The sequence below is a fragment of the Bacillus sp. GW823-FHT06A10 genome, assembly GCF_058795375.1.
Genome location: NZ_JBXAHT010000001.1, coordinates 2502164 through 2521602, shown reverse-complemented (window position 1 = coordinate 2521602; position 19439 = coordinate 2502164). Strand labels below are relative to the sequence as shown.

At 33.9% G+C, this 19439-nt stretch carries 24 protein-coding genes; 15 read left to right on the top strand and 9 right to left on the bottom strand.

Going from position 1 to position 19439, the window contains the following annotated elements; genetic code table 11:
* Positions 1-63 precede the first annotated feature (63 nt).
* The 5 genes from AC1Q8M_RS12850 to AC1Q8M_RS12830 all read left to right on the top strand — a co-directional run bounded on the left by AC1Q8M_RS12850 (position 64) and on the right by AC1Q8M_RS12830 (position 4776).
* The gene (locus AC1Q8M_RS12850; RefSeq protein WP_071714316.1) at positions 64-786 is read left to right on the top strand and encodes a GNAT family N-acetyltransferase; all 723 of its coding nucleotides are present in this window, start codon (positions 64-66) and stop codon (positions 784-786) included.
* 49 nt (positions 787-835) lie between these two features.
* Positions 836-1675 carry a hypothetical protein gene (locus AC1Q8M_RS12845; protein ID WP_071714315.1) on the top strand — a complete coding sequence of 280 codons (840 nt, stop codon included), beginning with the start codon at positions 836-838 and terminating at the stop codon, positions 1673-1675.
* An 89-nt stretch (positions 1676-1764) separates the two neighbouring features.
* On the top strand, positions 1765-2784 hold the full coding sequence (locus AC1Q8M_RS12840; protein ID WP_098360668.1) for a tyrosine-protein phosphatase: 1020 nt from the start codon (positions 1765-1767) through the stop codon (positions 2782-2784).
* 89 nt (positions 2785-2873) lie between these two features.
* Entirely contained in the window at positions 2874-3584 is a 711-nt protein-coding gene (locus AC1Q8M_RS12835; protein WP_071714313.1) for a YjjG family noncanonical pyrimidine nucleotidase, read from the top strand.
* 226 nt (positions 3585-3810) lie between these two features.
* Entirely contained in the window at positions 3811-4776 is a 966-nt protein-coding gene (locus tag AC1Q8M_RS12830) for a tubby C-terminal domain-like protein (protein WP_098855400.1), read from the top strand.
* Between the two features lie 79 nt (positions 4777-4855).
* On the opposite strand, the gene AC1Q8M_RS12825 is transcribed toward AC1Q8M_RS12830, so the two are convergent.
* Entirely contained in the window at positions 4856-5056 is a 201-nt protein-coding gene (locus AC1Q8M_RS12825; protein ID WP_063675548.1) for a helix-turn-helix transcriptional regulator, read from the bottom strand.
* Positions 5044-5403, bottom strand: coding sequence for a DUF3796 domain-containing protein (locus tag AC1Q8M_RS12820; protein WP_000859208.1), 360 nt, complete (start codon positions 5401-5403; stop codon positions 5044-5046). Before AC1Q8M_RS12820 ends, AC1Q8M_RS12825 begins: the two co-directional genes overlap by 13 nt.
* Positions 5404-5582: 179 nt before the next feature.
* Between AC1Q8M_RS12820 and AC1Q8M_RS12815 the strand changes: the two genes are divergently transcribed.
* From AC1Q8M_RS12815 to AC1Q8M_RS12795, 5 genes are all read left to right on the top strand, one after another.
* Positions 5583-5777 carry a hypothetical protein gene (locus AC1Q8M_RS12815; protein WP_000958863.1) on the top strand — a complete coding sequence of 65 codons (195 nt, stop codon included), beginning with the start codon at positions 5583-5585 and terminating at the stop codon, positions 5775-5777.
* A gap of 88 nt (positions 5778-5865) precedes the next feature.
* A complete protein-coding gene (locus tag AC1Q8M_RS12810; protein ID WP_000570204.1) occupies positions 5866-6591 on the top strand; it encodes an ABC transporter ATP-binding protein in 726 nt (241 codons plus the stop codon).
* Positions 6584-8242 (top strand): putative ABC transporter permease subunit, encoded by a 1659-nt coding sequence (locus AC1Q8M_RS12805; RefSeq protein WP_000036853.1) that lies wholly within the window; start codon positions 6584-6586, stop codon positions 8240-8242. Before AC1Q8M_RS12810 ends, AC1Q8M_RS12805 begins: the two co-directional genes overlap by 8 nt.
* Positions 8243-8299: 57 nt before the next feature.
* Positions 8300-9058, top strand: a complete 759-nt coding sequence (locus AC1Q8M_RS12800; RefSeq protein ID WP_002094093.1) for an SDR family oxidoreductase — start codon at positions 8300-8302, stop codon at positions 9056-9058.
* A 338-nt stretch (positions 9059-9396) separates the two neighbouring features.
* Positions 9397-10107: a hypothetical protein gene (locus tag AC1Q8M_RS12795; protein ID WP_000782546.1), complete on the top strand. Its 711-nt coding sequence runs from the start codon at positions 9397-9399 to the stop codon at positions 10105-10107.
* Between the two features lie 61 nt (positions 10108-10168).
* On the opposite strand, the gene AC1Q8M_RS12790 is transcribed toward AC1Q8M_RS12795, so the two are convergent.
* A complete protein-coding gene (locus tag AC1Q8M_RS12790) occupies positions 10169-11107 on the bottom strand; it encodes a hypothetical protein (RefSeq protein ID WP_000810149.1) in 939 nt (312 codons plus the stop codon).
* 71 nt (positions 11108-11178) lie between these two features.
* Positions 11179-11655 carry a hypothetical protein gene (locus AC1Q8M_RS12785; RefSeq protein ID WP_001056361.1) on the bottom strand — a complete coding sequence of 159 codons (477 nt, stop codon included), beginning with the start codon at positions 11653-11655 and terminating at the stop codon, positions 11179-11181.
* Positions 11656-11937: 282 nt separating this feature from the next.
* Here AC1Q8M_RS12785 and AC1Q8M_RS12780 point away from each other — a divergent pair, with 282 nt between their 5' ends.
* Positions 11938-12996 (top strand): pyruvate kinase, encoded by a 1059-nt coding sequence (locus tag AC1Q8M_RS12780; protein WP_025118597.1) that lies wholly within the window; start codon positions 11938-11940, stop codon positions 12994-12996.
* Positions 12997-13035: 39 nt separating this feature from the next.
* Here AC1Q8M_RS12780 and AC1Q8M_RS12775 read toward each other — a convergent pair whose 3' ends face one another.
* On the bottom strand, positions 13036-13317 hold the full coding sequence (locus tag AC1Q8M_RS12775; RefSeq protein WP_025118598.1) for a DUF1292 domain-containing protein: 282 nt from the start codon (positions 13315-13317) through the stop codon (positions 13036-13038).
* 153 nt (positions 13318-13470) lie between these two features.
* Positions 13471-14154 carry an NAD(P)H-dependent oxidoreductase gene (locus AC1Q8M_RS12770; RefSeq protein WP_000185605.1) on the bottom strand — a complete coding sequence of 228 codons (684 nt, stop codon included), beginning with the start codon at positions 14152-14154 and terminating at the stop codon, positions 13471-13473.
* 129 nt (positions 14155-14283) lie between these two features.
* Here AC1Q8M_RS12770 and AC1Q8M_RS12765 point away from each other — a divergent pair, with 129 nt between their 5' ends.
* Complete coding sequence (locus AC1Q8M_RS12765; RefSeq protein WP_000340576.1) at positions 14284-14664, top strand: winged helix-turn-helix transcriptional regulator; 381 nt, start codon at positions 14284-14286, stop codon at positions 14662-14664.
* A 90-nt stretch (positions 14665-14754) separates the two neighbouring features.
* On the opposite strand, the gene AC1Q8M_RS12760 is transcribed toward AC1Q8M_RS12765, so the two are convergent.
* The 3 genes from AC1Q8M_RS12760 to AC1Q8M_RS12750 all read right to left on the bottom strand — a co-directional run bounded on the left by AC1Q8M_RS12760 (position 14755) and on the right by AC1Q8M_RS12750 (position 17327).
* The gene (locus AC1Q8M_RS12760; protein ID WP_065229113.1) at positions 14755-15354 is read right to left on the bottom strand and encodes a hypothetical protein; all 600 of its coding nucleotides are present in this window, start codon (positions 15352-15354) and stop codon (positions 14755-14757) included.
* Between the two features lie 222 nt (positions 15355-15576).
* Positions 15577-15888, bottom strand: coding sequence for a hypothetical protein (locus tag AC1Q8M_RS12755; RefSeq protein ID WP_098360672.1), 312 nt, complete (start codon positions 15886-15888; stop codon positions 15577-15579).
* A 161-nt stretch (positions 15889-16049) separates the two neighbouring features.
* Positions 16050-17327: a histidine--tRNA ligase gene (locus AC1Q8M_RS12750; RefSeq protein ID WP_098284688.1), complete on the bottom strand. Its 1278-nt coding sequence runs from the start codon at positions 17325-17327 to the stop codon at positions 16050-16052.
* Positions 17328-17672: 345 nt separating this feature from the next.
* Here AC1Q8M_RS12750 and ybaK point away from each other — a divergent pair, with 345 nt between their 5' ends.
* The 3 genes from ybaK (at position 17673) to AC1Q8M_RS12735 (ending at position 19134) form a co-directional block, all read left to right on the top strand.
* On the top strand, positions 17673-18149 hold the full coding sequence (gene ybaK, locus AC1Q8M_RS12745) for a Cys-tRNA(Pro) deacylase (RefSeq protein ID WP_000710860.1): 477 nt from the start codon (positions 17673-17675) through the stop codon (positions 18147-18149).
* A gap of 270 nt (positions 18150-18419) precedes the next feature.
* Positions 18420-18602, top strand: a complete 183-nt coding sequence (locus tag AC1Q8M_RS12740) for a hypothetical protein (RefSeq protein WP_000875160.1) — start codon at positions 18420-18422, stop codon at positions 18600-18602.
* Between the two features lie 25 nt (positions 18603-18627).
* Positions 18628-19134, top strand: a complete 507-nt coding sequence (locus AC1Q8M_RS12735) for a DUF6141 family protein (protein WP_072939095.1) — start codon at positions 18628-18630, stop codon at positions 19132-19134.
* Positions 19135-19439 lie beyond the last annotated feature (305 nt).

Below are 19439 nucleotides of genomic sequence, written 5' to 3'. Positions count from 1 at the left end.
ACAATCCTGCTCATGCAAGGAGAACGATTAGAAATTCGAGTATGATATAGATGAGGGAAGAATATGACGACGATAGAACAGTTAGAAAAACATTTTAAAATAAGAAGAAGTGCTTCTTCTATTATGATAAAAGAAAATAATGCAGAGATTTTTACAGAAGAGCAATTAGAGGAAATGATGCAGTATTGCGTTGCCGAAGCTAAAAAAGGTGGATTAGAAAAACTACATTTTGAAATCTCTTCAAAAAGTCCAAATTATGATGTGTATAAAAAATGTTTTGAAACGTATTCATTTGAATATGTTACGGAAAACATGATTGTATTTAAAGATATATACGAAGTAGAAGATGTAGAAAGTGAAATTGATTTTAAGCTTATTGAAGAAGTTGGAGAAGAGGCTTTTTATTCACTGTGGAATGAAGCGACGGGAGAACCAGTTGCTCATGATCAATTTGTGCATATGATGCTACAAGAAATTGGTGAGCAATGGAAAGAACATTGCTTAACAGCAAGTGTCGATGAAGAGCCGATAGGAATTGTAATCCCGCATATTGAAAGAGGTACGTTAGAAGAAGGGAAACTTATGTACTTCGCAGTTACTCCAAATATGCGTAACAAGGGATATGAAGCTGCACTATTTGCAGGTGCGATGTTTGTCTTAAAGGAAATAGGTGCATCTTATTATATTGGTGAGACAAATATACAAAATGAGTGGATGAAGGATGTTTTTGAAAAGAACGGATGTCAGTTGCTGAGTTGTACTGAGCGGTATGTGAAGGAGTTTTAAAGGATGAATGATGTACTCTCTCGAACTCATTTAGCGGGAGGGGCTATATATGTTAAAGCAGACATTTCATTCATTGGCTTTACTGTATCCAGATGTATTGTTAGAAGGCTGGAAAATTGAAAAAGTTTCAGAACGTTATGAAGGTGAAAAGTGGGAAAGTTTTTGGTTTCAAGTTGTTACTCCAACCGGAATGTTTCGGGTAAAAGAGTTTTTTCTCGATATAATGGAGCCAGTATTCCCTGATAGTTGTATTTCTCAGGCGAAAGGATATTGTTTTCAATATAAAGGGCTTGTGTATTGGAAAGGTATAAATTACAAGGGGAAAGAAAGTTATGTTACCTCTAAATGGAAAACACAAATTGAAATTTCTATTGATCGTGGATATGTAAACAAAGATGAAATGGAAAGATTTCTATTCGGGTTACAACCGGCACATACGGAGTTTGCAAAAATGATATTACATACACCGTTTCACTTATTAAGCTTTCAAGCGAAGAGAGGTGAAATGGGTGAGATAGGAAGATGTTGTGAGTGGAATGATCCAGATAACATACGCTATGTAAAGTTATCAATTCATAAAAAGCTGAGTTGGAAACTTGAATCGGTCGGTTTTGGAAATGATGAAATGCAGTATGTATACTGGGACGAAGGTAATAAACTATATGCACTTTGGGTTTGTAGACATAAAAACAAATCGTATTATCCTGTTTCTTCATGGACAAAGAACTATGGTGTTAAACAGATTATAAATGGATTAGATTTTTATTCGCATAGAGAGCGGGGAACAGTTGTATATCAGGATTTAGGTATGGAACAAATTGCATATGTATTTCGAGGGAACCCGTGTACAAATTTTGAACAAGTAAAAGAACTTTTCGCCTGTTTGTAAGATAAAAAGAAAAATGAGAACGACAAAGTAGTTATTCCTATAATAAAATAGAGTAAGATTTGACTATAAGAGAAAGCGTTGGTGAAAGAATGGAGCAGCAAAGACATTGGTTACAAGCAACTGTAGAGAGAAATGAAGATAATACGTTACAAATAAAATGGGAAAATAATATAGAAGAAGTTCGTATTTATTGGAGTACTTCACCAGAACATATTGAAGAAACTGGAGAATTACTTGCAACGGTAAATGGAGAATTATCATATACAATTGAAAACCCGAGTGAAAATGAACGTCCATATTTTAGATTAGTAGGAAGTAATGGACAAGCAGTAACAGTAGCTGAGCGTAGACTGCCATTACAAGGCGCGTTTAACTTCCGTGATATGGGAGGATATGAAACGACAGAAGGCCGTAAAGTGAAATGGGGCAAATTATACCGTTCTGAAGAATTAGCAGGACTAACAGAATGGGATATTGCGTATTTACAAAAGTCTGGCTTAAAGTTAATTTGTGATTACCGTACAGACTTTGAAGTGAAGCATAAGCCGAATCCAGAAATTACGGGTGCTCGTCAAGTGTGCTTACCAGTTATGCAAGACTTAGCGAAAGATCTAAATATAAATGAATTTTTCCAAGTTGGTGACCTTTCTATGTTAGGAAAACCAGGTGAGTATCTTGTGAAAATGAATCAAGATTTCGTAAGTGGTAACGAGGCATTCGTGAGCTTCTTAAACTTAGCGCAAAACCCGGAAAACTTACCATTAGTAAACCACTGCACAGCTGGAAAAGATCGTACTGGATTTGGTTCAGCGCTTTTATTACTTTTACTAGGTGTACCGGAAAAAACAGTAATGGAAGATTACTTATTAAGTAACGGATTCCGTGAAAAGCTAAATGAAAAAATGATGGTCTTTTTAGGTGCAAAATTACAAAATGATGAGAGCAGAGCAATATTAGGTGCAATGTTTGAAGCGCGCGCCGAATATTTACAAGCTGCGATTGATGGAATCCAAAATCAATACGGATCAGTTGAAGCATACGCCGAAAAAGCTCTTGGCTTTACGAAAGATTCGTTAGAAGAAATGAAAGTGTTATTGCTGGAAGATTAATAATGAGAAGGAGGCTGATTTGGATTAGCCTCCTTTTACTATTGTTGTTATAATTAAGCTATGAGAATATAGGAGTTGAGGAAAACATCATGAAATACAAAGTAATACTATTCGACGTAGACGATACATTATTAGATTTCCCTGAAACGGAAAGAAATGCATTACACAATGCGTTTGTACAGTTCGGCATGCCTACAGGGTATAATGATTATCTTGCAAGCTATAAAGAGATTAGTAATGGATTATGGAGAGATTTAGAAAATAAAATGATTACGCTAAGTGAATTAGCAGTAGATCGATTTAGACAATTATTTGCACTTCATAATATAGACGTAGATGCACAGCAATTTAGTGATGTATATCTTGAAAATTTAGGGAAAGAAGTACATCTTATAGAAGGCGCAGTACAATTATGTGAAAATCTACAAGACTGCAAGTTAGGTATTATTACGAATGGATATACGAAGGTGCAACAATCAAGAATCGGAAATTCGCCTTTATGTAATTTCTTTGATCATATTATTATTTCTGAAGAAGTTGGTCATCAAAAACCAGCACGTGAGATTTTTGATTATGCATTTGAGAAATTCGGAATTACGGATAAATCAAGTGTACTAATGGTTGGAGATTCGCTAACTTCTGATATGAAAGGTGGAGAAGACTACGGCATTGATACGTGTTGGTATAATCCGAGTTTGAAAGAGAATAAGGCAAGTGTTAAGCCGACTTATGAAGTGGAGAGCCTGCTACAAATTTTAGAGATTGTGGAGTTGGCAGGAGAAAAAGTAGCCTCATTTTAATTGTGCTGATATTTGTCGAAAAATAGATATATTGTAAGTTGTGATAGATATATTTGAAAAATCGCTCTTATAAGTTCATATACTAAGATATAGAACAAAAAATAGAGCTACTATACAAGGTCATTCACGTGTTATAGTGCGTGAATTAAATATGCGTATATAAATAGTTTCCCAGCGTGATGCGATGTCATGTATGATTAGTGTAACAACTAGAGGTGAATAAAGGATGTTAACGTTTTTATTTGAGTTAGACAAGAATCTTCCGCAGAAGGATGAGCCGCGGTATGATGCTTATTCAAAGGGCTTTATTGAAGGAGATGTAACGATTTGCGCGAGTGAAAGCGTATTTTTTCAAAAATCAAGTATAAAGGTTGCTGAGCTGGGCATTTATTTAGGTCAGTGGATGGAACAAGTTCAACACGGGCAGAACGTACCTATGAAATATGAAACGGCTGACCGTGAAGGGGTAATTCTTGGTTTCTTCTATGAAGAGGATCATAATCAATGGAATGTTTCTTCCAGCTGGCAAGAATTTGAACTTCAAGAGCTTATATCTACTACAACATTAATAGAGAGTGTTCAACACTATTTGTATGAGCTAAATAAAGAACTGCGCATGATAGAATATCCTGTGACGTTTGATCAGTACTTAAGAGGAGAGCGAATGATGCAGCTCTCTTACAAACGACCGTGTGATAGCAAAGCAGATACGACGCCGGTAGAGGTTTATAATGGAAGCGAGCAAGTAGGCGTAGTAAGGGGCTATTATAAAAATACGCTGATGAGAGTGCTGGATTTTATTCCGAAAATTGGTAGTAATATCATTTATGAAATAAAGGATAGTAAGGACAATATTCGCGTCATTGCAAAGGATGTAAGTAGGCAGCGCCAAAGAAAGATTTTAGTAACGTACATCGATAATAATGATGCAGAGCATGAAATACTTGTATGTGACGGAAAGTTATTGGATGCAAATTTCATATTTACCTTTACATATAAGGCAGAAGAATATGTTGTTCATAAAACTTCATTTGGAATGGGAAAATTATTACGAAAAGGCTATGTAATTGCAGATTGGAATATTCGTCTTGAGGAAGATACGTATTACATCGAGATGAATGCATATGCTGGAGATTACATGGAGGATCAATACTTACTATTAGGCGTATTTCATGCGGTTTTATATGGATAATCAATGAGAAATACCGTCATTCTTCTTGGAAAGAATGACGGTATTTTTTTATGTGATTCTGGTGACAGGACGCCTTTAATCAATCCTCAAAAATAAAAATCTCATCAATCGTACTATGAAGTGCCTTCGCTATATCGTGAGCGAGTTGCAATGAAGGATTATACTTACCTTTTTCAAGGTGGCTAATTGTTTCACGGCGTACACCAACTTGCTTCGCTAAATCTTCTTGTGTCATGTTCAATTTTGCGCGGTATTCTTTTATCTTCGTTACGAACGCCATGGTGCATCTTCCATTTCATCAACAGGTTTATCATAAAAGAACATAGAAAAACCGAACGTAAGAATGAGTGTGCCGAAAATAAGAGCGATATCAATTTCTTGTAGCGCCGGGTTTGGAAATAACATTTCAATAAATATAATGATAGCGGTAGTTAGTAATGTAACGATAAATGCATTGCGACACGATTTATTGACAATTTGTTCAAACAGTTCATCGTGTTGAACTGTTCTATACGATGTGAAAAAGGAGAAGAAACAGAACATAGTAAACAATCCTTTTTCATAAAAAAATCCGAGGAAACCGAAGAAACCGAGAAATCCTAAATATTTTATCCAAGTTGTTTTCATGATAGGTCCTCCTTACGTTGTTAGAAATAAGTCACGTTATGTTACAAATATATCACAATTGGATAGGAATGGTAATAATAGTTTTCCAGTTTGCTTCATAATAATAGTAAAAAGAGGAAATATGCTGCGAAATAAAGAGGATAATATTGTAAAATGGTTGTAAGGAGGGGGAGGAAGAAATGCTAACTTGGATCATGATCGTTGTATTACTTGTAGTGATTACTGTCATTGCGACGGTGTTAATTGGGCGGAATGGTGATGCAAATTATAGCAAAGCGACAAAGGGGAATATTAAACGATTAACAATGATTTATATTATACTAGCTGTCGTTTTAGTTGTTGGATTAGGGGTGTATATTTATTTTAAAGGTTAAATAAACTGAAAAATGTAAAAATCTTAAAATAGAAGTATGCTATAATATCAATATAGTTATTTGGTAATTAAGGAAAGGATTGGATGGAATGATTGAAATTACGAATGTGTCAAAAAGTTATAATGGGTCTACTTATGCAGTAAAAGATTTAAGTTTATCTGTACCTAGCGGCGAAATCTTTGGATTTTTAGGACCAAATGGTGCGGGTAAATCCACGACAATTAAGATGATTACTGGCATTCACGGGGTGGACAAAGGGACTATTACGATTAATGGAAAAAATATTATGGAAGAGCCGATGGAAGCAAAGAAGACGTTTGGTTATGTGCCGGATAGCCCAGATATGTTTTTACGTTTAAAAGGAATTGAATATTTAAACTTTATGGCTGATATGTATGAAGTGCCGAAAGAAGTAAGACAAGAACGAATAGAGTCTTTAGCGAAGAAGTTTGATCTTTATAATGCATTATCTGATCAAATTCAAAGTTATTCGCACGGTATGAGACAAAAAATCGTTATTATTGGTGTGCTCGTGCATGAACCAGATGTATGGATTTTAGATGAACCGTTAACAGGGCTTGATCCGAAATCTGCATATATTTTAAAAGAAATGATGAGAGAACATGCGGATAAAGGAAAGATTGTATTTTTCTCTACACACGTATTAGAAGTAGCGGAAAAAATATGTGACCGGGTTGCTATTATTAATAAGGGGAATTTGCAGTTTAAAGGAAATTTAGATGAAATGAGAGATCATTTTAAATCCAATGAATCACTTGAAAAAATGTTCTTGGAGATGACGGGCAATGAGTAAAATTTGGACGTTAACGAAGGTACTATTAAAGTTAAATTACGCAGATTTTATAGCAGATAAGAAGAAGCGATGGGCGTATTTATTTTCATTTGCAGCTATTTTATTTGTTGGATTTTTAATATTTGGTTCGATGACGCACGGAATGTATGAAGGTCTGAAACAATTAGGGCAAGGGCCGGGAATGATTATTGCAATGGGACTTGCGATTGCGAGTATATGGGTATTTTTAATGAGTATAACGAACATTTTAACTGTATTTTACTACAGCAATGATATTGAAATGTTACTGCCGTTACCATTAAAACCAGCGCAAATTATTTCGGCAAAATTTTTAACGGTATTAATTACACAATACGTAATGAGTTCATTTATTTTATTACCAATCTTCATTACGTACGGTTTAAAAAGTGGCGCATTTATTACATATTACATATATATGATTTTTATTTACTTACTCTTCCCAATCGTGCCGTTAGTATTAGCTTCGTTACTGATGACAATTATTATGAGGTATACAAATATAGCGAAAAATAAAGATCGAGGAAATATATTTATTGGAATCGTAAGTATATTATTTATTGTAGGAATTAACGTATTTATGCAGTGGAGAAATAAAAGTGCGTTTTCTGGAGATGGGGCTGCGGAATACCTTGTAAATAATCAATCTTCTCTTTTAGTACAAATGACAAATTATTTTCCAACTACATATTTTGGAGCAGTGGCATTAGTAGAAAATGCAAATTGGAAGGGACCTTTATATGTAATAATCTTTGCAGTTATTTCATTTGTCTTCTTTGTGTTGTTTTATTACATAGCAGAGCGTACATATTTAAAAGGGGTTATTGGACTTTCAACGAGTACAGCAAAGAAACAAGTTATTTCGGCGGAAGGTTTACAGAAATCAACAGTACAAAGTTCGCATTTAAAAGCGTATGTGAAAAAAGAATTTAAAACGTTATTCCGTACACCACAATTTTTCTTAAATTGCATTGTACAAACTTTCGTTATGCCAATTATGTTGTTCTTTATTTTATTTGTGCAAGATGGAAATTTAAAGTTTATTACAGAGTATATTAACAATCCAAAGACAACAGGATTTGCAATTGGTGTTGGTCTTTGTGCATCGTTATTTTTAATGGGTAGTAACGTCATTGCAACAACGTCATTTTCGCGAGATGGAAGCTCTTGGTTTGTGAATCGTTATTTACCAGTAAAGGCTTCGGATATCTTTTTTGCGAAAGCAATCACTGCTTGGTTAATTAATGTGATCATTTTAGCAGTATTCGGTATTACGATGGCAGTTGTAGCTGGGATTTCTCCAGTCTTTATGATACTGTGGTTTTTACTAAGTGCGAACGGGTTGTTATTAATTAATTTAATCGGAACACGCTGGGACGCGCAAACTGCAGATATTCATTGGGATACAGAGCAGAAATTATTTAAAAGTCGATATACAACTTTGTGGAATTTTTTAGCTAATATTTTAATAGCTTTAATTATTGTGGGGGGAGTAAGTGTATTATACTTCTTCCTTCATGTCGGACTGTGGGTTATGTTTATCGTTTTATTTGTAATGTTTACGATTGTAAATTATATCTTTATTAAAATGTTAAAATTAGGTGCTGAACGTATACTGTCAAATATTCAATAAGAAGATAGATCCTCTGTATTCATGCAGGGGATCTGTGTATAGATGGAGGAGAAAAAGGTGAAGAAAATAGCAATTGTAACAGGGGCAACTCGTCTGAATGGAATTGGTGCAGCTGTATGCAAGGTGCTTGCTCAAAAGGGGATAGACATTTTTTTCACGTACTGGCCAAAGTATGATAAAGCGATGCCATGGGGAATGAGTGATCAAGAACCTTTTTTGCTGAAAAAGGAAATTGAAAGTTACGATGTTCGATGTGAAATGGCAGAAATCAATTTATCGCAGTCTTATTCGCCAAATCGTTTGTTTTATATGGTATCAGAACGGTTAGGTGATCCATCTATTCTAGTTAATAATGCAGTATATTCTACTCATACGAGAATTGAGGAATTAGATGTAGAGCAGTTGGATAAACATTATACAGTTAATATTCGGGCTACTATGCTATTAAGTTCATTGTTTATAAAACATTATTCACTTAAAACGGGCGGGAGTATTATTAATCTTACTTCAGGACAGTCAGTAGGTCCAATGCCAGATGAACTAGCATATGCAGCAACGAAAGGGGCAATTGAAGCATTTACAAAGTCAGTAGCACCAGTTGCGATGGAGAAGGGGATTACAGTGAATGCTGTAGATCCAGGACCGACGAATACAGGATGGATTACAGAGGAGCTGAAGCATCATTTAGTATGGAAGTTCCCACAAGGTAAAGTAGGAGAACCGGTGGATGCTGCGCGCTTAATTTCTTTTTTAGTAAGTGAAGAAGCGAAATGGGTTACTGGGCAAGTCATTCACTCGAATGGTGGTTATTCATAAAAATATTATGTTAACAAATGTTGAGAAACAAAAAACGAAAGAAAATTTTATTTTTTTGTATAAATAAAATGTCAAGAAACATAAAAATTTGATAGAAGAGTATATCGTCATATGAAGATAGTAATTCTTAATGTGACAATATACTCTTTTTCTTTTACTTGCGAGTAGAAAAATGAAGTAGAAGAAACTCGAATATTAAAATGAGTTTATCAGTTTTTGTACGTATTATTATGAAGATTACTGTCGGAAAGATGGTAATTCGTATGAAAAGGGATTTTTTAAGGGGGAATCGAATCGTAAAGGGGAGGATAAATTATGTAAAACATAGGGGGATTTATATGAAAATGAAAAAGGTCGCTATCGCATCGATAACAATTGGTACAATGCTTACTATGGCAGCTTGTAGTCCTTCAGCAGATAAAGAAACGGAAAAGAAAGAGCAAGTAACTGCGCAAAATGATGGAGAAGCAAAAACGACAAGTGCAGATGAAGCGTCAAAAACAACGAAAGATACTGAAAAAGAAACAAATACTTCTTCAAATGAAAAAACAGATAAGGATGCAAAAAATACGAAAGAATCATCAGGAACAGAAAGTAATGGCAAAACGTCAACTCAAAACGAGAATGTAAAAACAAAAGAAAAAGAGACGACAGGAAAAACGAATGATCAAACGACTAGCGGGAAAACAACAGATTCAAGCACAAGTACAAACAATAACGGAAAGACAACGAAAGATCCGAAGAAAAGTGTTGCTGTGAAAACGAATGTTAAAGAAGTTGTAGCATTAATTGATAGCTTGGACAAGCAGTTAGCTGCTAATCCGAAATTGGAAACAGTGAATAAGCTTGGCAAACAAATTAATGAAAAGTGGGATGTGATTGAAAAAGAGCTAGAGGCATCACATCCGACGGATTCTAAAACAATCGGTCAAAGTATGTATCCGTTAATTGTAGGAGCGGAGAAAGAAAAAATCGATATTAATAAAATGAAATCTTTAACGACGAAAACGAAAAAAGATTTAAATCAGTTATTGACGAAACTTTCGTAGTTTCAAAAGCCTACTCGTGTGAGTAGGCCTTTTTTGGTTGTTATACTGTGCATAGTATAACTTATTTATTTTCATTTTCAATTACGATGCGAAAAGAACTGAATGCTTGTTGACTGACATAATCTTCTTCGCTAACTTTAAAAGGAAATGGAAAAGCGACGAGTTGAAAATTACTTTCCTGATCCACTGAAGGCAATATGAAATTAAAGATTTGCCTCGTTTCAGGTGCAACTTTAGTATAAACGACTTTTCTATTGTTAAATATTTCAACTTGTTTCCAATCTTTAAAAGCCACGATTGCGTAAGTCATTTCATCATTCGTTTCATTACCGTTTGATAGGGTTAATTGCTTGCCTTCCTTTTCAAAGAAGACAGTTTGTAAGTTCTCTTCACGGTTCGTAACAAATAATGGTTCGTAAAGACCATCTTTTAAAATAGCATCTGGATCTATAAGGGAGAGTTTTATTTTTTCGCTTTCTTTCTGAGGAGGATGCATTGAGTATCGCATACTTAGAATATCTTCTAAAATAGCTGCTTTATTTAAGTTATTATCTTTTAATTTGTATTCAGGTTTTTTAATTATTAAAAAGGTTAATTCACTTGCATTAGGAGAAGTGTGTAAAGAGATTTTCGTAGTCATTGAGCTGTTTGGTTTCATATCAAAAAAATAGTGTGATATTTCATTAGTAGTATCTTCTATTTTAAAAGGTTTTTGTTCGTAATCTTCTAGAACAATTAATCCATATTTTCGGTTTTCGTTAATAGTATGTACGAATGATAATGATACATTAATTTTATTATCCTCACTAGTAATTGTGCTACCGTTGTTAATATGTTGGCCTTGATTATCCTTCAATCCGTAAGAAATAGTATTGGTTTGTTGCTCTCTCTTATTTTCTTTAGAAGGTGGATGAGGTTGTATGATTGAAGTATTGAACAAAATATAAATTGTAAGTAATGAAATGAGTAAAACACCGATAATAATATATATTTGTTTCATAAATAGCACCTCAATATATGTAAAGTATTAGAGAAAAAAGATATGCAAGATGCATATCTTTTTTCTCTTTCTTACCAGAAGGCTTTTGTTTCGTGATTCACATCATTATAACCACTTAATTTATAGGTATGATTACCGATAGCGTAATCATCTCCATAATAAACGCTTGTGTTGGTCGCTGTAGCACTGACAAAGGATGATTTTTTTGCACTATTACTTTTCGTATTTACTAATGAGCCATCGCCATTGAAAGTTCTTGCTTTTGCATAAACATAGTCTTCGGTCGTAGTTGATTTCGATTTAGCAACTGCATATGGGTTACCAAAAAAGGGAGTATATACGCTAATGTTAGAGTCATTCTTAGGTGCAGCTGCAACAGTCAAACTAGGAACACTAGATGTTTTTGTTGATTGAATTGTATCAAAGTCAACTAAAACGGGCTGCCTGTCTACAGTATCGACCTCTGAAGCACTTGCGTTATTAGTAAAACCAAAACCTAAAACCGCTAACCCTAAAGTTGTCACCGATAAAGATTTTTTCATATTCACTAATTTTCCCACCTTTTTAAATTTTTGAGTTCGAACTCAATTCATACAATATATGAAAATTTCGAAACTCTCAATGGTTTATCCCATACTTAACTTTTCTTTTACTTTCGATTCAACATGTCTTCATTTGCAAAAAAGCGAATATATCTTCTAATGCTTAGCTAGCAAGGGATACAGGTTTAATTTTATGAAATTCATGTAAATTTAAATCTATTCATGTCAGAATCTCTGTTATTTTTAAGTTCATATGGGAAACTTATTAAAAAAAGGATGGTGACAAAAATGACAATCGATCGAATTTGTACAATTGGACCCGCAAGTAATAATAAAGAAACATTAGCACAGTTAATAAAGAATGGTATGAAAATTGTTCGACTGAATTTATCGCATGGCACGCATGAAAGTCATAAAGACATCATTCGTTTAGTGAAATCATTAGATGACTCTATTAAATTTTTGGGTGATGTACAAGGACCTAAAATAAGATTAGGTGAAGTGAAAGGAGGGCAAATTACACTTCAGGCAGGAGATTCTTTTATTTTACATACACAACCAGTTACAGGGAGTAATACAGAAGCGAGTGTTGATTATGAAGGAATTGCGAATGATGTGAAAGTAGGCAGTAGAATTTTAATTAATGATGGAGAAGTTGAATTAATTGTTGAAAAGATAAGTACGGACAAAATAGAAACGAAGGTAAAAACAGGTGGCAATATCTCATCTCATAAAGGAGTTAATTTACCAGATGCGGCTGTTCGTTTACCAGCTATTACAGAGAAAGATAAAAAAGATATTCAGTTTCTTTTAGAGGAGAATGTTGATTTTATCGCATGTTCTTTCGTAAGAAAACCTAGTCATATAAAAGAAATACGAGATTTTATACAACAGTATAAAGAAACGTCACCTAATTTAATTGCAAAAATAGAAACGATGGAAGCAATCGAGAATTTTCAAGATATATGTAAAGAAGCAGATGGAATTATGATTGCAAGGGGCGATTTAGGAGTAGAGTTACCGTATCAATGCATTCCGCTTTTACAGAAAATGATGATTCAGGAATGTAATCGAACGAATACATATGTCATTACAGCAACACAAATGCTTCAATCTATGGTAGATCATTCTATTCCAACAAGAGCAGAGGTGACTGATGTGTTTCAAGCTGTACTGGACGGGACGAATGCAGTTATGCTTTCAGCTGAAAGTGCATCAGGAGAACATCCAATCGAAAGTGTGAGAACATTACGTCTCGTTTCAGAATTTGCGGAGCATGTTAAAAAAGATGGACCTTTTGCGATGAAAGATGTACTGGAGTTACTGCATAAATCACTGAATGAGTGATGAATAAAAAAAGAGGGTGGATATGCATCCCCCTCGTGTTTACTCTTGTTCTTGTTCATCTAAAATCTTATCAAAAGCAGCAGATACTTTATCAAACTCTTCATCATTTTCAATGTATGAAAACTCATTATCTTCTTCTACTTTTAAAAAGAAAATATCAATGTCTTCCTCAGTTTCTGTTTGGATATCTTCAACAAAGGCAACTGCAATATACTCTGCGCCTTCGACATCCATCGCTCCAAGTACTTCTACTTCTTGCTCTTCGTTATTCTCATCACTAAGAGTAAACACTTCGCCAACTTCAATATCAGACATATTCATTCTCCTCCTGTTCGACTCTAAAAATAGAGCACTCAAACTGTATACATACTAACATATCTTTCCATGAAAAACCAAATTCATACGTAAGAAAACAATTGATTCTTCTTTAGTATGAGTATACAGCTATTAGGAGCATTATTTGTCTGTGCTATATTACTTAATCCATTCAACAATTGTATCCATAGTCTGTCTTGTTTTATCACGCTTTGGCTCTTCTTTACGGTAACCAAAGGCAACCATAACTGATACTTCAAGATTATCGCCTTGTATAATGCCTTCTTGACGAAGTAAAGAATCTACTTCCTCTTTATCAAATCCTTCTATTGGACAAGAATCAATACCGATTTGAGCTGCGCTCGTCATCATATTACCTAAAGCGATATAAGATTGCTTGGATGCCCAATCAAATACAGCACGATCGGATTGTAATAAGTTAAAATCTGTTTCCTGGAACTTTTTGAAGAATTCATATCTAATTTTTTGAGTGTCTTCAGGCAATCCAATAATATCGTTCATCATATATTTAATATACTCTGCATCATAATGCATATCTTTAATGTTTCTTGAAAGAACAATAACAAAATGACTAGCTGTTGCAAGTTGCCCACCAGCGCCCCATGAATACGGTTGTAGTTTTTCTCTTAATTCTTTATTTTGTACGACAATAAATTTCCAAGGCTCATATCCAAAAGAAGAAGGAGATAATCTGCCTGTTTCTAAAATGAATTTGAAATCCTCTTCTGAAATTTTGTGCATAGGATCGAATTCTTTACATGCATGTCTGAAATGAAAAGCCTCCATAATTTTTTCTTTTGTAATTTCTTTTGTATTTGTCATAAAAGTTCCTCTTTTCATGAATTTATTTTTGTAAGTAAATTATATTTTTGAAGTAACATAGATACAAGTACGCACATTTATGTGGTATAGTATCAAAAAAGATACTAATGTTAAGGGAAGGGATTTATTATGGATTGTCCAAACGAAAATAATATAAATTACCCATTTTTAAATAAATATTCTTGTCCAGTTGAAGCTATGGTTGAGGTGATTGGAGGGAAATGGAAAGGGGTAATTTTGTATCATTTATTAGATGGTACAAAGCGGTTTAATGAATTAAAAAGATTAAAACCAAATATCACACAAAGAATGTTAACACTGCAGCTGAGAGAACTTGAAGCAGATGGCATCATACATCGCGAAGTATACCGTGAAGTGCCGCCAAAAGTAGAATATTCATTAACTGATCTTGGTGAATCTCTTCGTCCAATGATTCTATTAATGATGGAATGGGCAACTCATAATATGGAGAAGGTTTTGGAGAGTAGGAATACGAAAGATAATAATTAAGAGTTGAAATTGGTATAGACGAGATATGTGAAATAGTTGTAGAAATAAAAGGTGTTTCCATACGTGAAAACACCTTTTATTTCTATATTTTTACTTTTTAACTTCAACTGCTGAAGTTGGAAAGTTATTTAAGTTTGCAATTTGACCATACCAATCAGCATGTTTAAAAACAACACCTTTTCCATATCCTTCAGTTGAAGTACGTTCCCATAGTGTTGTTGAATAGCTAGCGGTAGGGGATGCTGTACGTACAGAAACAATTTGATTTTGCCAACCAGCAGACAAGTTTTTATAACCGCTACTTAGAGAAAAATACTCGCTACCTTGATTTGTGAGTTTATAGAAGTCTGTACTACCAGGTCCGCTTCCTCCAACACCAAGGGGAGTGATTGAATTATTCAACCTTTGTTTATCTTTTTCAATAAAAGACTCTAAACTTTCTTTGCTCGAAAATCCATAAGATAACCAGTCTCCATTTTGATTTTGTTTCGGTAGAACTAACGTTATTTTTACGTCTTCCTTTAATGGAGCACTCAATTTGTTAAACGAATCAACAGTCTTTTCATCTACAGTTACATATTCGAAAGAGGAAATCGTATAATCTTTTTCGGTACTAGCTGATACTGATCCCAGTCCTCCAGTTAACGACAAAACAGTTAATAATGCACCTGCTACCAACTTTTTCAGCATGGATTCATCTCCTTAAAACTTAGATTTTTTACATAACTAAAATGTATGTTAATTTGAATATATTATAAATATTTAGAAATTTATAAAAATTAAACAGAATATTCTTTTATTAGTCTTGAGTAAGGAAAGTAATTAAAAATGAAAAAAAGGTTTACTTAAAAAGTAAATCCTTTTTGCCAACCTATCTCAAAACTCTATGGATTAAAGTTTCATTTTATCCATCTATGAATCATACACTTCTTTTGCATTCATAGAAACAGCATCTAATAAAAGAAAAATGGCTGCTATAATATGTAGAAGGATTTCTATATAAGGAAAGAAGGCAACTAGAGTAACGATAATACCTATATAATGAGCGTACGTATTCATCCCTGCTTTTTTAGCTAATAAAATAGTAGTGATATGTAAAGTAATCAATAGTAGTAAAGGTATCCCATATAGGTTAACAAGACTTGGAAATAAATAATAACAAGGAATTAATAAAAGATGATAGATTCCTGTGATCCACTTTAGTGCTTGTATGTAAGTTTTCAAAGTAAATCCTCCTAAAACAATATACATCTATATATTACTAAAAATAACAGGTAATTGGATATTATATATTTTTAGTTTTAGGTAGCTTGTAATTATTTTATGTAAACTAATTGTTGATTATCTATAAAATAGAAAAGCCACCCAAACGAGGGTGGTTCGTATTATAAATAACTACTTAAAGAAGAAAGGGAGACCTTCACTTCACTACCTTCTTTCATATTTCTTAGCATAACGGTTTCTGTACTAAGTTCTTCTTCACCAATAATAAGCACATAAGGGATATTCTCTTTATTGGCATAATTAAGGGCACGTTTTAATTTGCGTCCTGTTAGTTCAAGTTCAACTTTTAAGGAAGTGGTAGAACGTAATTGCTGGGCAATTTGTAAGCATTGTAATTCTGTTCCGAGTGGGATGATAAATAGATCCGCTGTAGATGATAATGTTTCTTTCTGCGAAAGTGCTGTATAAATAACGTCTAAACCGAATGAAATGCCGACTGTTGGATAGTTCATATTATCACCACGGAATGCTCCGATAATGTTATCGTAACGGCCGCCACTACCTATGCTAGATGTAATTGAGCCATCTTTTAGGAAGATTTCATATACAGTCCCTGTATACATTGTGAGTCCTCTTGCTAAAAACGGATTGAATATCGTATTTTCATTTATTCCGAGAGCGATTAAATATTGCTGTAATTGTTGCAATTCGTTTACTCCATCGGCAACGAGTTGGTTATTGAAAGCTTCTTTAAAGTCAACAATTGTAAGCTTTAGACAAGATAATACAGTATTACATATTGTATCAGCCATTTCTTCAGAAATGCCGCGCTCTAATACATCTTTTCGTACACCATCAATCCCAATCTTTTCGATTTTGTCTAATGATAAAATGACGTCACTTGTTAATTCAGTAGGGATGTTAATGGCCTGAAGAATACCATTTAACAATTTTCGGTTATTATATTGGATCGTTATCTCTAAGTTTAATGTTTGGAACAGCTCAAACGCCATGCTCATGAGTTCTGCTTCTGCCATGACTGATTCTACACCGACTATATCAACGTCGCATTGTATAAATTCACGAAATCTTCCTTGTTTAATTGGCCCATCTCGAAATACTTTCCCAATTTCATAACGTTTAAAAGGGAGGCGAATATTCGGATTCATTGCCACAACTTTTGCGAATGGAATAGTTAAATCGTATCGTAAGGCAAGCTCACGTTTTCCCTGATCCTCAAGTGTATATATTTCTTTTAAAATTTCATCGCCACCGCCGTACTTGTAAGACATAAGCTCATACATATTTAACGTCGGTGTCTCTAACGGTTTGCATCCGTATCGTTCAAACGTATCTTCACAAGCCCTTTTAATTTTATTTCGCAGCACTTGCTCCTCTGGTAAATAGTCTTTCGTTCCTTTTACATTTCTCATTTCCATCATAATCACTCCTTTTTCAAATTAAAAAAAGCTATGCAGGTATAAAAATACCCACATAGCTTTATGAACGCTTCGTGGGTCAACAGGAAAAGCCCTGTACCCACGAAGAAAAATTTTTCTTCGGATACACGGCGTTACGTTTGATGATGAAGTTGGAAAGAAGTATTAACATTTCGCATTGCAAATCTCTCCTTAACGTAAGTTTTTCCAAATTATATCAGATGATTTTTGAATTATCAATATTTTTAGTTTTGAAAAATACGTGAAGTTATGTAGGAGAAATGGAAAAGGGTGTATAATAAAGGAAAACTTAATGATATGAAATAAAGTTTTAAGGAGAACGTTATGAAAAAAGATAAAACAAATGCGATGCGAATATTAGATAAAGAAAAAATTGAATATTCGATGATGTCATATGATCCAGACGATGGGAAAATTGATGGCGTATCAGTAGCCGAGAAAATTGGACGAGAAGTGAGAGAAGTATATAAAACGTTAATCGCTCAAGGGAATAGTAAAAATTATCATGTGTTTATTATTCCGGTAGATGAGGAACTAAATTTAAAAGCTGCCGCAAAAGCAGTAAGTGAAAAGAAAATTGAAATGATTCCTGTTAAAGATATTACGAAAGTGTCAGGATACATTCGCGGCGGTTGTTCACCAGTTGGAATGAAAAAGCTATTTTCTACATGTATTGATGAAAGTGCCCAATCACTTGAAACGATGATTGTAAGTGGAGGGAAAATCGGTATACAAATTGAGCTTAAAGTAGATGACTTGGCGAAAGTGACGAGAGCGCAGTTTGGTGAGGTAACGAAGTAATGATACATAGGAAAAGAAGTTCTTGTTTTATTAAATTTAGATAAAGATTTATAGGATAATTAGTCCATTATGAGGACGGATTATCCTTTTTTCTTGCTACTGATCATGAGACGTTATGTTAACCGAGTGTTTATACAATATTCAACCGAAAACAAACAACATATCAACTCTATAAAATGGTAAAATAGGGAAAAGGGCATTCTGAATAATACCTTTAGAAACCACTATTTATCACATAGGGGTTTTCAAAAAAGTAAAGGGGGGGGATAAATGAAATATATTAATGGATTGTACATAGCACTTATATTGATGATGTTCATTAATTTACTTAATTTCACAATTTTTGATAATAAATACTCAGGGATAACAATGTATCTTTCTTCCGTTATATTCATAATTGGGAGCGCATTTTTTGGAAGTGCAAAACGGCTTAAAATGAGTGAGAAAAAATAAACCTTTTAGGAGGTTATAATCATTAATGAAACAACAAGAACAAGTCATCTTTCGTGAGGTTCAGAGATCCCCAATTTGGGTATGGATACTCATATTAGGGATCTCCATGCTGATGTGGTATGGATTTATTCAACAAATTATTCTTGATATCCCATTTGGAGATAAACCAGCTTCTAATGGTGTCTTAATTGTTATGTGGTTGTTCGGGATTGCCTTTCCTGTATTAATGCTTGGAGTATTGAAACTGATCATTGAGGTCCGTGAAAAAGGTCTTTATGTCCGCTTTGTTCCTTTTCATTTTCAATATAAGCAGTACCTTTTCAAAGATATACATCATTATGAATGCATTACTTACAGTCCAATAAAACGATTTGGAGGATGGGGAATTCGTTTTAACCTTAAGAATGAAAAAGCCTATAACATGAATGGAAATAAAGGTATAGAGTTAAAGTTGCAATATAACACAGTAGTAATCGGCACTCAAAAATCAGATGAATTAAAAAAAGCACTGGACTCAGTACAAAAAGTATAATGAAAATTAAACTTTAACAAACGGGCACAATTCAACAATTTTTACTAGGTATACCTACTTTAAAAACAACTTAAATTTACTTCCAATATCGAAAATTATGTAAATAAGCTGTTCACTGGATTCCCATAGAAAACTGTGATGAGATGAAATGTTTGATTTTGAAGCACTTCAAAATCTTAGCTAGATGGCTATGTAGCGGTACCGACATTAAAAAGGCAGGAACATATCAAATATGTTCCTGCCTTTGATTTTAGACAGATGTTTCCTAACAGTTGATTTTGTAAATGAAAGTCGAATTTAAATCC

What these genes read in the sequence shown, in the direction of transcription:
- AC1Q8M_RS12850 (WP_071714316.1), top strand. Translation starts at nt 64, where the DNA reads ATGACGACGATAGAACAGTTAGAAAAACATTTTAAAATAAGAAGAAGT.
- AC1Q8M_RS12845 (WP_071714315.1), top strand. Translation starts at nt 836, where the DNA reads ATGTTAAAGCAGACATTTCATTCATTGGCTTTACTGTATCCAGATGTA.
- AC1Q8M_RS12840 (WP_098360668.1), top strand. Translation starts at nt 1,765, where the DNA reads ATGGAGCAGCAAAGACATTGGTTACAAGCAACTGTAGAGAGAAATGAA.
- AC1Q8M_RS12835 (WP_071714313.1), top strand. Translation starts at nt 2,874, where the DNA reads ATGAAATACAAAGTAATACTATTCGACGTAGACGATACATTATTAGAT.
- AC1Q8M_RS12830 (WP_098855400.1), top strand. Translation starts at nt 3,811, where the DNA reads ATGTTAACGTTTTTATTTGAGTTAGACAAGAATCTTCCGCAGAAGGAT.
- AC1Q8M_RS12825 (WP_063675548.1), bottom strand. Translation starts at nt 5,056, where the DNA reads ATGGCGTTCGTAACGAAGATAAAAGAATACCGCGCAAAATTGAACATG.
- AC1Q8M_RS12820 (WP_000859208.1), bottom strand. Translation starts at nt 5,403, where the DNA reads ATGAAAACAACTTGGATAAAATATTTAGGATTTCTCGGTTTCTTCGGT.
- AC1Q8M_RS12815 (WP_000958863.1), top strand. Translation starts at nt 5,583, where the DNA reads ATGCTAACTTGGATCATGATCGTTGTATTACTTGTAGTGATTACTGTC.
- AC1Q8M_RS12810 (WP_000570204.1), top strand. Translation starts at nt 5,866, where the DNA reads ATGATTGAAATTACGAATGTGTCAAAAAGTTATAATGGGTCTACTTAT.
- AC1Q8M_RS12805 (WP_000036853.1), top strand. Translation starts at nt 6,584, where the DNA reads ATGAGTAAAATTTGGACGTTAACGAAGGTACTATTAAAGTTAAATTAC.
- AC1Q8M_RS12795 (WP_000782546.1), top strand. Translation starts at nt 9,397, where the DNA reads ATGAAAATGAAAAAGGTCGCTATCGCATCGATAACAATTGGTACAATG.
- AC1Q8M_RS12790 (WP_000810149.1), bottom strand. Translation starts at nt 11,107, where the DNA reads ATGAAACAAATATATATTATTATCGGTGTTTTACTCATTTCATTACTT.
- AC1Q8M_RS12780 (WP_025118597.1), top strand. Translation starts at nt 11,938, where the DNA reads ATGACAATCGATCGAATTTGTACAATTGGACCCGCAAGTAATAATAAA.
- AC1Q8M_RS12775 (WP_025118598.1), bottom strand. Translation starts at nt 13,317, where the DNA reads ATGAATATGTCTGATATTGAAGTTGGCGAAGTGTTTACTCTTAGTGAT.
- AC1Q8M_RS12770 (WP_000185605.1), bottom strand. Translation starts at nt 14,154, where the DNA reads ATGACAAATACAAAAGAAATTACAAAAGAAAAAATTATGGAGGCTTTT.
- AC1Q8M_RS12765 (WP_000340576.1), top strand. Translation starts at nt 14,284, where the DNA reads ATGGATTGTCCAAACGAAAATAATATAAATTACCCATTTTTAAATAAA.
- AC1Q8M_RS12760 (WP_065229113.1), bottom strand. Translation starts at nt 15,354, where the DNA reads ATGCTGAAAAAGTTGGTAGCAGGTGCATTATTAACTGTTTTGTCGTTA.
- AC1Q8M_RS12750 (WP_098284688.1), bottom strand. Translation starts at nt 17,327, where the DNA reads ATGGAAATGAGAAATGTAAAAGGAACGAAAGACTATTTACCAGAGGAG.
- ybaK (WP_000710860.1), top strand. Translation starts at nt 17,673, where the DNA reads ATGAAAAAAGATAAAACAAATGCGATGCGAATATTAGATAAAGAAAAA.
- AC1Q8M_RS12740 (WP_000875160.1), top strand. Translation starts at nt 18,420, where the DNA reads ATGAAATATATTAATGGATTGTACATAGCACTTATATTGATGATGTTC.
- AC1Q8M_RS12735 (WP_072939095.1), top strand. Translation starts at nt 18,628, where the DNA reads ATGAAACAACAAGAACAAGTCATCTTTCGTGAGGTTCAGAGATCCCCA.